The organism is Arthrobacter arabinosi (assembly GCF_054511115.1).
In genome coordinates this window covers 646,703-658,947 of record NZ_JBTNDF010000001.1, presented here as the reverse complement: position 1 = coordinate 658,947, position 12,245 = coordinate 646,703, and the positions used below count along the sequence as shown (strand labels likewise).

Sequence of the window (12,245 nt, the reverse complement as noted above, 5' to 3'; positions counted from 1 at the left end):
GGCCACCCCACCACCCGCGAAGGAAGTACCAGTGTTCACAGGAATCGTGTCCGAGCAGGGCAGCGTCGTCTCCCTCGAGCTCACCCCCGACGGCGAGAGCGCCCTCCTCGTCTTCGAGGCGCCCGCCACCGGGCAGGACCTCGCCCCCGGCGCCTCGATCGCGGTCAACGGCGTCTGCCTCACGGCCGTGACGCTCGACGGCGGCCGCGTGGGCGTCGACGTCATGGGGGAGACCCTGCGCCGCACCACCACCGGCGGGCTGCAGCCCGGCGCGCCCGTCAACCTCGAGCGGTGCGTCCCGGCGGGCGGACGCCTCGACGGCCACGTGGTCCAGGGCCACGTGGACGGCATCGGCGTCCTGCTGGAGCGCGAGGACCTCGGCGCCTGGCACCGGCTGCGCTTCGGGCTGCCCGCGACCCTCGGACGCTACGCCGCGGAGAAGGGGTCGATCGCGATCGACGGCGTCTCCCTGACCGTCACCGCCGTGAGCCCTCCCGAGGCGGCCGAGCAGTGGTTCGAGGTCGGGCTCATCCCGACCACCCTCCGCGAGACAGGGCTCGGCGCGAAGTCCCTCGGCGACCCCGTGAACCTCGAGATGGACGTGCTCGCGAAGTACGCCGAACGCCTCCTCGGCTTCGCCTCCGCGGACGCCCGCCGGGACGGCGCCACCGGGGCCGCGCAGTGACCGGGAGCGCACCGGTCCGCCTCGATCCGATCGGGGACGCGATCGCCGCCATCGCCGCCGGCCGCGCCGTCGTCGTCGTCGACGACGAGGACCGCGAGAACGAGGGCGACATCGTCTTCGCCGCCGAGGACGCGACACCCGCCCTCGTGGGCTGGACGGTCCGCTGGACGTCCGGCGTGCTCTGCGTGCCGCTGCGCTCCGACGACGCCGACCGACTGCTCCTGCCGCCCATGACGGCGGTCAACGAGGACTCCAAGGGCACGGCCTACACGGTCTCGTGCGATGCCGCGGCAGGCGTGAGCACGGGCATCAGCGCCGCCGACCGCGCCCGCACCGCGAGGGTGCTCGCCGATCCGGCCAGCGCGCCCGTGGATCTCACCCGGCCGGGCCACGTCTTCCCGCTGCGGGCCGCCCCCGGCGGCGTCCGTGAGCGACCCGGGCACACCGAGGCCGGCGTCGAACTCAGCGTCCTGGCCGGCAAGCGCCCGGCGGCCGTCATCGCCGAGCTCGTCCACGACGACGGCGACATGATGCGCCTGCCCGCGCTGCGCCGCTTCGCCGACGAGCACGGGCTCCCGCTCGTCTCGATCGATGACCTCGTGGCCCATGTGCGGGCGAACGACCACGCCCGCAGCGCCTGACCCCGCATCAGGCCCGGCAGCAGACCCGCAGTACCCACCCCACCGGAACGACCCGAAGGAGATCCCATGAGCGGCCACGGAGCACCGAGCATCGACATCAGCGCACTCACCCCGCAGGACGGCGCCCCCCTGCGCCTCGCGATCATCGCCGCGAGCTGGCACACCGAGATCATGGACGGGCTGCTCGACGGTGCCCGCCGCGCGGCCACGGAGGCCGGCGCGGACGTCACCGAGATCCGGGTGCCCGGCAGCTTCGAACTGCCCGTCGCCGCCGCCCGCCTCGCCCCCCGGTTCGACGCCGTCGCGGCCCTCGGCGTCGTCATCCGCGGTGGCACGCCGCATTTCGAGTACGTGTGCCAGGCGGCGACGTCGGGCCTCACGGACGTCAGCGTCCGTACCGGGGTGCCGGTCGGCTTCGGTGTCCTGACCTGCGACACCGAGCAGCAGGGCCTGGACCGCGCCGGCCTGCCGGGCTCCTCCGAGGACAAGGGGCACGAGGCCGTCTCGGCCGCCCTGGCGACCGCCGCCGTCCTCCGCGCCGCAGAGCGATGAGTGCGGAGGCGTCCGTCACAGGACCGGCCCCGCGTGCCACGGCCGCCGCGCGAGCCGATAGCCTAGGGGGTGTGAAAACCTTTGATTCCCTGTTCGAGGAACTCAGCGCGAAGGCGGTCGAGCGCCCGTCGGGGTCGCGCACCGTGGCGGAGCTCGACTCGGGCGTGCACGGCATCGGCAAGAAGGTCGTCGAAGAGGCCGCCGAAGTGTGGATGGCCGCCGAGTACGAGTCCACCGAGGACGCCGCGGAGGAGATCTCCCAGCTGCTCTACCACCTGCAGGTCCTCATGATCGCGAAGGGACTCACGCTGGAGGACGTCTACAAGCATCTCTAGCCGCACCGGGCGACCCACGCCTGCGGCTCCTGCCCGTTCCGTCCCTCCCGACCAGCGAAAGATCCCCATGCTCCGTGTAGCAGTCCCCAACAAGGGCGCCCTCTCCGAGGCCGCCTCGTCCATGCTGGCCGAGGCCGGCTACCGCCAGCGCCGCGACTCCCGCGAACTGGTGCTCGTCGACCCCGAGAACGAGATCGAGTTCTTCTTCCTGCGACCGCGCGACATCGCGGTGTACGTGGGCTCGGGAACCCTCGACGTCGGCATCACCGGGCGCGACCTCTTCCTGGACGCCCAGGTGAAGGCCGAGGAGCTCATGCAGCTCGGCTTCGGCGCCTCCACCTTCCGCTTCGCCGGACCCGTCGGGGACTTCACCTCGCTGGACCAGCTCGAGGGCCGTCGCCTGGCGACCAGCTACGAGGGACTCCTGAAGGACTACCTCGCCGCGCGCGGCATCACCGCGTCCGTCGTCCGGCTCGACGGCGCCGTGGAGTCCTCGGTGCGCCTCGGCGTGGCCGACGCCATCGCCGACGTCGTGGAGACCGGCAGCACGCTCCGGGCCGCGGGCATGGAGATCTTCGGCGAGCCGATCCTGCACAGCGAGGCCGTCCTCATCGGCCGCACCGGCGTCGAGGCCCCCGCGGGCCTCGATGTGCTGCTGCGCCGCCTGCAGGGCGTCCTCGTGGCCCGGCAGTACGTGCTGATGGACTACGACATCCGCAAGGACCTCGTGGACGAGGCCGCCGCCCTGACGCCCGGGCTGGAATCCCCCACGATCTCCCCGCTGCGCGACTCCGACTGGGTGGCAGTCCGCTCCATGGTCCAGCGCCACCGGACCAACCGGGTCATGGACGAGCTGTACGAGCTCGGCGCGCGCGCCATCCTCGTCAGTACCATCCACGCCTGCCGGGTCTAGGGGAGGGGCAGCCATGACCGTCGCAGTCCGCGTCATCCCCTGCCTCGACGTCGACGCCGGGCGCGTCGTGAAGGGCGTCAACTTCGAGGACCTGCGCGACGCCGGCGACCCCGTGGAGCTCGCCCACCGCTACGACCGCGCCGGCGCCGACGAGCTCACCTTCCTCGACGTCACCGCCTCCTCTGGCAACCGCGAGACCACGTTCGACGTCGTCGCCCGCACCGCGGAGGAGGTCTTCATCCCGCTCACCGTGGGCGGGGGCGTCCGGGAGATCTCCGACGTCGACCGCCTCCTGCGTTTCGGCGCGGACAAGGCGTCCATCAACACCGCCGCCGTCGCCCGCCCCGCCGTCATCGACGAGATCACCGGGCACTTCGGCGCGCAGGTCCTCGTGCTCTCCCTCGACGCACGCCGCACGCGGGACGCCCGCACCCCGTCCGGCTTCGAGGTCACCACGTACGGAGGTCGGAAGGGGACCGGGATCGACGCCGTCGCCTGGGCGAAGGAGGCCGCCGACCGCGGGGTCGGGGAGATCCTCCTGAACTCGATCGACGCCGACGGCACCAAGGAGGGCTTCGACCTCGAGCTCATCCGTGCCGTACGGGCCGCCGTCGGTGTGCCGCTGATCGCCTCGGGCGGCGCCGGCAAGCCCGAACACTTCCCGCCCGCCGTCGCGGCCGGGGCCGACGCCGTGCTCGCCGCCTCCGTCTTCCACTTCGGTCCGGTGGACGCGATCGCGCAGGTCAAGGCGGCCATCCGCGCGGCGGGTTTCCCCGTCCGCTAGTCCGCGGCTCCGACCAGTCCGCGGGCCCGATCGGGCCACCCGGCCGGCGGCCACCCGGCGCGGCCGCGCGGGACACGCACTAGATGCCGACGTCGGCGCTCTGGAGCAGGGCGACGGCGTCCGGCTGGCCCTCGAAGGTGACGAGCGCCTGGCCGCGCCCGTGCGCGTGCATGAGGAGCTCGCCCGGGTCGCCGACGATAGCCACGGAGACCGGGGCGCGCCTGGCGACGTGCCGGGCCCCCTCCGGGCGGACCAGGACGATCCCCAGGTCAACGCCCCGGTAGAGGAAGGCGGCGCGCTTGACGAGCTCTTCCCAGAGGGCGTTCGCGTAGTCCTCGTCGAGGGCCCGCGGAGCCCAGCGCGTCGTCGCGCGGCGGACGTCCTCGGTGTGCACGAAGAACTCGATGAGGTTCACGCTGCGGTCGATCGCGCTGATGCGCAGGGGCGACAGGGCGGGCGGGCCGGCCAGGAACCGGCGCACGAGTGCCTCGTAGGCCGCGGGCGACGCCGCCCGTTCCGCCAGGTCCCGCGTGGCGCGCTCCGTCGCGGAGGAGAGCTTCCGGACCACCATACCGAGACCCAGGGCGGGCCGGTGCTCCCGGAGGTAGAGGTGCGCGGCCAGATCGCGCGTCTGCCACCCCTCACACAGGGTGGGGGCGTCGGGGCCGGCTGCCAGGAGCGTCTCGGCCAGGACCTCACGGGACGGGGTTACGTAGTGCATCACTGCTGAAAATAGCATGAGGCGCCCGGCCGGGGGCAGGGCCGCCCGCACTCCCGTGTGGCCGCCACTAGAATCAGGACTGATGCTCTCCTCCACCCCCTCCCCGAACCCGTCCGCAGCCTCCGCCGCCACCGGCACCGAGGGCGGCAGCCCCGCCCTCGATCCCGCGATCGCCGGCGCCCTCACGAAGGACGCCGCCGGGCTCGTCGCCGCCGTGGTCCAGCAGTACGACACCCTCGAGGTGCTGATGCTCGGCTGGATGGACGAGGAGGCGCTGCGGCGCACCCTCACCACGGGCCGCGTGACCTTCTACTCCCGGTCCCGCGCGGAATACTGGCGTAAGGGCGACACCTCCGGGCACCGGCAGTGGGTCAAGGGTGTGGCCCTCGACTGCGACGGCGACGCCCTGCTCGTCACGGTGGACCAGGAGGGCGCGGCCTGCCACACCGGCACGCGCACGTGCTTCGACGGCCGGGCCCTGTCCGCAGAGACCGCCGGCCGTCCCGACCCCGAAGGACTCTGACCCCATGCAGCACCTGGGCACGATCAGCCCCACCCTCGAGGAATTCCGTGCGCTGGCCAGGGCCCGCCGTGTGGTCCCCGTACACCTGAAGGTCCTCGCGGACGCGCACACGCCGATCGGCGTCTACCGCAAGCTCGCCGCCGGTCAGCCCGGCACCTTCCTCATGGAATCCGCGGCCGTCGGCGGGGTCTGGTCCCGGTACTCCTTCATCGGCTCGCACTCCCGCGCCACGCTGACCACGCGGGACGGCGAGGCGCACTGGCTCGGTGAACCCCCGGCCGGCGTCCCGGTCGGCGGCAACCCCGTCGAGGCCCTCCGCCTCACGGTCGAGGCGCTGCGGACCGAGCGGTTCGAGGACCTCCCGCCGTTCACCTCCGGCATGGTCGGCTTCGTGGGGTGGGAGGCGGTCCGGCACTGGGAGCGGCTCACGAGCCCCCCCGAGGACGACCTCCACCTGCCCGAGCTCGCGATGTGCCTCGTCTCCGACCTCGCCATCCACGACAACTCGGAGGGGACCCTCACCCTCGTCGCCAACGCGATCAACTTCGACAACACCGACGAGCGCGTCGACGAGGCCTGGCACGACGCCGTCGCACGCGTGCAGCGGATGCTCGCGAAGCTCGTTGCCCCCACCGAACTCGCCGTCTCGGTGATGGCGGCCGACGCCCCGACCGCCGGGGCGTCGATGGACCGCGTCCGCGAGTCCTGGTTCGAACCCGACTACCTGGCGGCGATCGAGCGCGGCAAGCGGGCGATCGTCGACGGCGACGTCTTCCAGGTGGTCATCAGCCGGCGCTTCGAGATCGAGTGCGACGCCTCCGCGCTGGACGTCTACCGGATCCTGCGCACCACGAACCCCAGCCCCTACATGTACCTGTTCAGCCTCGAGGACGCCGACGGGCGCGGCTACTCGATCGTGGGCAGCTCACCCGAGGCCCTCGTCACGGTGACCGGTGACGAGGTCATCACCCACCCCATCGCCGGATCACGGCCGAGGGGGAGGACCACGGAGGAGGACCGGGACCTCGCCGTCGAGCTCCGCGCCGACACCAAGGAGAAGGCCGAGCACCTCATGCTCGTCGACCTCGCCCGCAACGACCTCTCGAAGGTGTGCACGCCGGGCAGCGTCGACGTCACGCAGTTCATGGAAGTGGAGAAGTTCAGCCACATCATGCACCTCGTGTCCACCGTGGTCGGCCGGCTCGCCCCATCGAGGAGCGCCTACGACGTCCTGGCCGCGACCTTCCCCGCCGGCACGCTCTCCGGCGCGCCGAAGCCGCGCGCCCTGCGCCTCATCGACGAGGTGGAACCGCACCGGCGCGGGATCTACGGCGGCGTCGTGGGCTACCTGGACTTCGCCGGGGACATGGACATGGCCATCGCCATCCGGTCGGCCCTGCTGCGCGACGGCAAGGCCTACGTGCAGGCCGGCGGCGGCATCGTCGCCGACTCCGTGCTCGACGCGGAAGCGCTCGAGACGGTCAACAAGGCAGCCGCGCCGCTGCGGGCCGCGCTGACCGCAGCCGGACTGCGGCCGGCGACGGCGGACGTCCCGTGAGCGCCGCGGAGCGCTCCGCGCAGGGCCGCTTCACACGCCGCGGCATGGTCGTCCTGGGGATCGTCGTCCTCGCGCTGCTCGCCTTCGGCGCCACGACGCAGACCTGGCTCACGGTGCGCCTGCCCCAGGAGGCCGTCCAGACACCCGACCTCGCCATCGCCGGCAGCGACGCGGCGACACCCGTGACGGCGTTCGGCCTCGTCGCGCTGGCCGCGGCCCTCGCCGTCTCCATCGCGGGACGCGTGGCGCGCTGGATCATCGCGGCCATCCTCGTCCTCTCGGGCGTCGGGATCACGCTGTCCAGCGCCGCGGTGGCGCTCGACCCGTCCGCCGCGGCCGAGCCCGCCATCGGGACGGCGATCGGCATCAGCGGCCCGGCCGGAGCGGAGGCGGCATCCACGGCGATGCCGTGGGTGGCCGCCGCAGCCGGGGTCCTCCTGGTGCTCGCAGCCGCCTGGGTGGTCCTCGCCGGGCGGACCTGGGGCGTCAGCAGGCGGTACGACGCCGGCGCCTCCCGCGCGGTCCACCCCGCCCCGGGGAGCCCGCAGGCCGGAGCCCCCGTGCCCTCGACGGGCGACGTCGTGCCCGGCGTCGTGCCCGGTGTCGTGCCCGACGGGGCAGGAGCCGGGGGAGGCCAGGACCCCGCACCGGACGCCCGGACGGGCGGCCCGGAGTCCCCGACGACCCCGTCGGAGGCCGGGCAGGCCGGCTCGCGTCCCCGGCAGGCGAGCGCCCACTCCGACGAGATCGACAGCTGGGACCGGATCTCACGCGGCGACGACCCGACGCGCTGACCCCGCGCGCTGACCCGACGCCTCCCGTGAGGCCCTCCACCCGTCCTCCCGGGACCGGCCCGCGTTCCGCCGCGGCGTTCCATCAATGGCAGAATGGGACAGGACCCGTTCGAAGGAGATTACCCATGGCATCCGACACCAGCGCCAGCGCCACCCGCAACACCCCGGCGACCCACGCCCAGATGAATGACGAGACGATCGGCCACGGCAACAGCCCCGCCGCGTGGACGTGCGTGCTGATCATGCTGGTCGGTGCCGCCATCGCCTCCTTCGCCTACATCCTCGCCAGCACCGAGGGCAACCACGACTTCGGCACCCTCCTGTTCTGGGGCGGGATCGGCGTCATGTTCGTCGGCTTGATCGTGGGCTTCATCCTGCGCAAGATCGGCTACGGCGTGGGTGGATCGAAGCTCAAGAACAACGGCCACTAGATGACCGTCCTCGACGACATCATCGACGGCGTCCGCGAGGACCTCGAGGAGCGCCGGCGCGAGCTGCCCCTCGACGACGTCCGTACGGCCGCCCTCGCAGCCCCCGCGCCGCACGATGCCTTCGAGGCCCTCGGCGCCGGTCGCGGCGGGGCCGTGGCCGTCGTCGCCGAGGTGAAGCGCAGCAGCCCCTCCAAGGGCGCCCTCGCCGCCATCGCCGACCCGGCCGCCCTGGCAGCCGAATACGAGGACGGGGGAGCGGCCGTCATCTCCGTGCTCACCGAGCAGCGGCGCTTCGGCGGATCCCTCGCCGACCTCGACGCCGTCCGCTCCGCCGTGACCCTCCCCGTGCTGCGCAAGGACTTCACGGTGGACGAGTACCAGATCTGGGAGGCGCGGGCCCACGGCGCCGACGTCGTCCTGCTCATCGTCGCCGCGCTCACCGACGAGGACCTGGGCGCGTTCCTCGCGCTCACGCGCCGCCTCGGGATGAACGCGATCGTCGAGACGCACACCGAGGACGAGGTCCGGCGCGCCGTGGCCGCCGGCGCCACGATCATCGGCGTCAACGTCCGCAACCTGAAGACGCTGGACATCCACCGCGGGGTCTTCGCGGAGCTGGCGCACCTCATCCCGGCGGGGACCGTCGTCATCGCCGAATCGGGCGTGCGGGACGCCGCCGACGTCGCCGACTACGCCGCCAGTGGTGCACACGCCGTCCTGGTGGGGGAGGCGCTCGTCCGCCACAGCGACCCGGCGGCGACCATCACCGCGTTCAAGCGCGCGGGCCTCGAGGCGTGGCGAGGCATGGACACGCCGGCACGCGGCTGACGGACCGTCTCCGGCCCGGCCCGCCGGTCCCATCCGGCGGCCCGCGGCCATCGAGCAGTACACGGACCGGCCACCCCCGGTCCGCGAGGACCAGGACGGCGCCGCCGTCCCGGTCAGGACCAACAGGACAGGAACGCTGAAGTCATGACCGATATGCATCAGGACACGGGCCGGGACGGCACGGACGCCGGAGCAGCGAACACCATCGACGCCGGGACGGCCGAGGCCTTCCTCAGCCATGACGAAAGCCTCCGCCACGCCCCCGGTCCCTACTTCGGCTCCTACGGCGGGCGCTGGATGCCCGAGTCGCTCATCGCCGCGCTCGACGAGCTGCAGGACACCTTCGACAAGGCCAAGGCCGACCCCGAGTTCACGGCGCAGGTCGCCGAGCTCAACAGGAACTACGCGGGCCGCCCGTCCCTGCTGACCGAGGCGCAGCGCTTCGCCGAACACTGCGGCGGGGTGCGCGTCTTCCTCAAGCGCGAGGACCTGAACCACACCGGGTCCCACAAGATCAACAACGTGCTGGGCCAGGCCCTGATCGCCAAGCGCATGGGCAAGACCCGCGTCATCGCCGAGACCGGTGCCGGCCAGCACGGCGTGGCCAGCGCGACCGCCGCAGCCCTGCTCGGCCTCGAGTGCGTCGTCTACATGGGCGCCGAGGACACGCGCCGCCAGGCGCTGAACGTCGCACGGATGCAGCTGCTCGGCGCGACGGTCATCCCCGTGACGAACGGCTCCCAGACCCTGAAGGACGCCATCAACGAGGCCCTGCGCGACTGGGTGGCGAACGTGGGGACCACCCACTACCTCCTCGGCACCGCCGCCGGCGCCCACCCGTTCCCGTCCATGGTGCGCTACTTCCACGAGGTCATCGGCGAGGAGGCGAGGGAGCAGATCCTCGAGCAGACGGGCAAGCTGCCCGACGCCGTCTGCGCGTGCGTCGGCGGCGGCTCGAACGCCATCGGCATGTTCCATGGCTTCCTCGACGACCGCGACGTGGCCCTGTACGGCTTCGAGGCGGGCGGCGACGGCGTCGACACCGGCCGCCACGCGGCCACGATCACGCTGGGCCGCCCCGGGGTGCTCCACGGCGCGCGGTCCTACCTCATGCAGGACGAGGACGGCCAGACGATGGAGTCCCACTCCATCTCGGCAGGCCTGGACTACCCGGGCGTCGGTCCCGAACACGCCTACCTCGCCGACATCGGCCGGGCCCACTACGAGCCCATCACCGATGCCGAGGCGATGGAGGCCTTCAAGATCCTCAGCCAGACCGAAGGCATCATCCCGGCCATCGAGACCGCGCACGCCCTCGCCGGCGCCATGAAGATCGGCCGGCGCCTCGCGGCGGACCTCGGACCGGGGGAGCAGGCATCGGACAAGATCGTCGTCGTCAACCTCTCCGGCCGCGGCGACAAGGACGTGGCGACCGCCGCCGAATACTTCGACCTCCTCCCGGACGACAGTGCCGAGCAGGAAATCGCCCAGGAGGGTGAACAGCTGTGACCACGCACCCCACCGCCCCCTCGGCCGGGCCCTCCACCGGGTCCAAGGCCGCGGCCGCCATCGAGAAGGCCCGCAGCGAAGGCCGCGCTGCGCTCATCGGCTACCTGCCCGCCGGCTTCCCCGACGTGCAGACCACCATCGACGCCGGCATCGCCATGGCGGAGAACGGCGTGGACCTCATCGAGATCGGCATCCCGTACTCGGACCCGGTCATGGATGGGCACGTCATCCAGGAGGCGACGGTCGAGGCCCTCGCCAACGGCTTCACCGTGCCCCGGATCTTCGACGTCGTCGCCGGCATCACGAGCGCCACCGACGCCGCCGTCCTCGTCATGACCTACTGGAACCCCGTCATGCGGATGGGCGTCCGCGCGTTCGCCGAGCGCCTCGCAGCAGCGGGCGGCGCCGGACTCATCACGCCGGACCTCATCCCCGACGAGGCCTCCGAATGGCTCGAGGTCTCCGACCAGCTCGGCCTCGACCGCGTATTCCTCGTGGCACCGTCCACCTCCCCGCAGCGGATGCAGAACACCGTCGACGCCAGCAGGGGCTTCGTCTACGCCGTGTCGGTGATGGGCGTGACCGGAGCGAGGACCTCGGTCGGCGCCGCCGCGCGGGCCGTCGTCGACGCCGCCCACGACGCCGGAGCCGAGCGGGTGTGCGTGGGTCTCGGGGTCTCGTCCTCTGCCCAGGTCCGTGAGATCGGCGCCTACGCCGACGGCGTCATCGTGGGCACGGCCCTCGTCGCCGCGCTGCGGGACGGCGGGGTCGACGCCGTCGCCGAGCTCACACGCGAACTGAGCACCGGCACCGGCAAGGCACCCGCGTGACCGGCGGACGCCTCGCAGCCTCGATCCCCAGCCCGCCCGCGGAGTGGGCGAGCTTCGGGCTCGGTCCCGTCACCATCCACGCGTACGCCCTGTGCATCCTCGCCGGCATCATCCTCGCGCTCCTCCTCACCCAGAAGCGTTTCGTCTCCTTCGGTGGCCACGCGGACGCGGTCTGGGACATCGCCATCTGGGCCATCCCGTTCGGCATCGTCGGCGGGCGGCTCTACCACGTGTTCTCCTCCCCGGACGCCTACTTCGGCCCGGACGGGGACCTCGCACGCATCCCGCAGATCTGGCAGGGCGGCCTCGGCATCTGGGGTGCGATCGCCCTCGGGGCCGTCGGCGCCTGGATCGGCGCGCGGCGTGCGGGCGTCAAGCTCTCCGCCTTCGCCGACGCCGCAGCGCCCGGTGTCCTGCTCGCCCAGGCCGTCGGACGCCTCGGCAACTGGTTCAACCAGGAACTCTTCGGCGCACCCACCACGCTGCCGTGGGGTCTCGAGATCGACGCCGACAGCCCGAACTTCCCTTCCGGTGCGGAACCCGGCACGCTCTTCCACCCCACGTTCCTCTACGAGCTCCTCTGGAACCTCGCCGGTGTGGCCCTCCTGCTGCTGCTCTCGCGGAAGATCCGCCTCCGCGGGGGCCGCATGTTCTGGCTCTACGCGGCCTACTACACGCTCGGCCGCGTGTGGATCGAGACGCTCCGCATCGACGACGCCGAGATGGTCACCCTCTTCGGGATCACCCAGCGCCTGAACGTGTGGACCAGCATCGCCGTCTTCCTCGTGTCCCTGGCCGTCCTCGTCTACCTGTCCGTCCGGCGGGGTCCCGTCGACGCGCCGTCGGTCTACCTGCCGGGACGCGAACACACGCCGGTCGCCGCCGGGAACGACGACGCCGCGGCTGCTGTCGACGCCCGGGGTACGGAGACCGCCGAGGGCACGGCCGCCGGGCGCGAGGACGCCTCCGCCGACCCGCAGCCGACCGCCGGACCGGGGTCCGCCCACCTCTCCCGGGAGGAGCCGGAGGGTGCTTCCCGTAACGCTTCAGCCACAGGGGGCCACGCCTCGGACACGGGGCGGAGCGGGCCGAATCGCCGTGGTAATCTGTCCGAAACAGACGGCTCCTGAGTAGACGATCC

15 protein-coding genes are annotated in these 12,245 nt (G+C 72.6%); 14 read left to right on the top strand and 1 reads right to left on the bottom strand.

What is annotated here, in order from left to right; all coding sequences use genetic code 11:
* The first annotated feature begins 31 nt into the window (after positions 1 to 31).
* The 6 genes from ACX80P_RS03110 (at position 32) to hisF (ending at position 3,910) form a co-directional block, all read left to right on the top strand.
* Complete coding sequence (locus tag ACX80P_RS03110) at positions 32 to 685, top strand: riboflavin synthase (protein ID WP_459276559.1); 654 nt, start codon at positions 32 to 34, stop codon at positions 683 to 685.
* Positions 682 to 1,326, top strand: coding sequence for a 3,4-dihydroxy-2-butanone-4-phosphate synthase (ribB, locus tag ACX80P_RS03105; RefSeq protein WP_459276558.1), 645 nt, complete (start codon positions 682 to 684; stop codon positions 1,324 to 1,326). Before ACX80P_RS03110 ends, ribB begins: the two co-directional genes overlap by 4 nt.
* A gap of 66 nt (positions 1,327 to 1,392) precedes the next feature.
* Entirely contained in the window at positions 1,393 to 1,878 is a 486-nt protein-coding gene (gene ribH / locus ACX80P_RS03100; RefSeq protein ID WP_459276557.1) for a 6,7-dimethyl-8-ribityllumazine synthase, read from the top strand.
* Between the two features lie 71 nt (positions 1,879 to 1,949).
* The gene (locus tag ACX80P_RS03095; RefSeq protein WP_459276556.1) at positions 1,950 to 2,213 is read left to right on the top strand and encodes a phosphoribosyl-ATP diphosphatase; all 264 of its coding nucleotides are present in this window, start codon (positions 1,950 to 1,952) and stop codon (positions 2,211 to 2,213) included.
* 67 nt (positions 2,214 to 2,280) lie between these two features.
* Positions 2,281 to 3,126 carry an ATP phosphoribosyltransferase gene (hisG, locus tag ACX80P_RS03090; RefSeq protein WP_459276555.1) on the top strand — a complete coding sequence of 282 codons (846 nt, stop codon included), beginning with the start codon at positions 2,281 to 2,283 and terminating at the stop codon, positions 3,124 to 3,126.
* 13 nt (positions 3,127 to 3,139) lie between these two features.
* On the top strand, positions 3,140 to 3,910 hold the full coding sequence (hisF, locus tag ACX80P_RS03085) for an imidazole glycerol phosphate synthase subunit HisF (RefSeq protein WP_459276554.1): 771 nt from the start codon (positions 3,140 to 3,142) through the stop codon (positions 3,908 to 3,910).
* A gap of 79 nt (positions 3,911 to 3,989) precedes the next feature.
* Here the strand turns inward: hisF and ACX80P_RS03080 are convergent, their stop codons facing one another.
* The gene (locus tag ACX80P_RS03080; protein WP_459276553.1) at positions 3,990 to 4,631 is read right to left on the bottom strand and encodes a TIGR03085 family metal-binding protein; all 642 of its coding nucleotides are present in this window, start codon (positions 4,629 to 4,631) and stop codon (positions 3,990 to 3,992) included.
* An 82-nt stretch (positions 4,632 to 4,713) separates the two neighbouring features.
* On the opposite strand from ACX80P_RS03080, the gene hisI reads away from it, so the two are divergent.
* The 8 genes from hisI (at position 4,714) to lgt (ending at position 12,234) form a co-directional block, all read left to right on the top strand.
* Positions 4,714 to 5,154, top strand: a complete 441-nt coding sequence (gene hisI, locus ACX80P_RS03075) for a phosphoribosyl-AMP cyclohydrolase (protein WP_459276552.1) — start codon at positions 4,714 to 4,716, stop codon at positions 5,152 to 5,154.
* Positions 5,155 to 5,158: 4 nt separating this feature from the next.
* Complete coding sequence (locus ACX80P_RS03070) at positions 5,159 to 6,712, top strand: anthranilate synthase component I (protein WP_459276551.1); 1,554 nt, start codon at positions 5,159 to 5,161, stop codon at positions 6,710 to 6,712.
* A complete protein-coding gene (locus ACX80P_RS03065) occupies positions 6,709 to 7,506 on the top strand; it encodes a Trp biosynthesis-associated membrane protein (protein WP_459276550.1) in 798 nt (265 codons plus the stop codon). The genes ACX80P_RS03070 and ACX80P_RS03065 overlap by 4 nt, the downstream gene beginning before the upstream one ends.
* A 125-nt stretch (positions 7,507 to 7,631) precedes the next feature.
* Positions 7,632 to 7,937, top strand: a complete 306-nt coding sequence (locus tag ACX80P_RS03060; protein WP_459276549.1) for an HGxxPAAW family protein — start codon at positions 7,632 to 7,634, stop codon at positions 7,935 to 7,937.
* Complete coding sequence (trpC, locus tag ACX80P_RS03055; protein ID WP_459276548.1) at positions 7,938 to 8,765, top strand: indole-3-glycerol phosphate synthase TrpC; 828 nt, start codon at positions 7,938 to 7,940, stop codon at positions 8,763 to 8,765.
* 153 nt (positions 8,766 to 8,918) lie between these two features.
* A complete protein-coding gene (trpB, locus tag ACX80P_RS03050) occupies positions 8,919 to 10,274 on the top strand; it encodes a tryptophan synthase subunit beta (RefSeq protein WP_459276788.1) in 1,356 nt (451 codons plus the stop codon).
* Positions 10,271 to 11,104, top strand: coding sequence for a tryptophan synthase subunit alpha (trpA, locus tag ACX80P_RS03045; RefSeq protein ID WP_459276547.1), 834 nt, complete (start codon positions 10,271 to 10,273; stop codon positions 11,102 to 11,104). The genes trpB and trpA overlap by 4 nt, the downstream gene beginning before the upstream one ends.
* Entirely contained in the window at positions 11,101 to 12,234 is a 1,134-nt protein-coding gene (gene lgt, locus ACX80P_RS03040) for a prolipoprotein diacylglyceryl transferase (RefSeq protein ID WP_459276546.1), read from the top strand. Before trpA ends, lgt begins: the two co-directional genes overlap by 4 nt.
* Positions 12,235 to 12,245 lie beyond the last annotated feature (11 nt).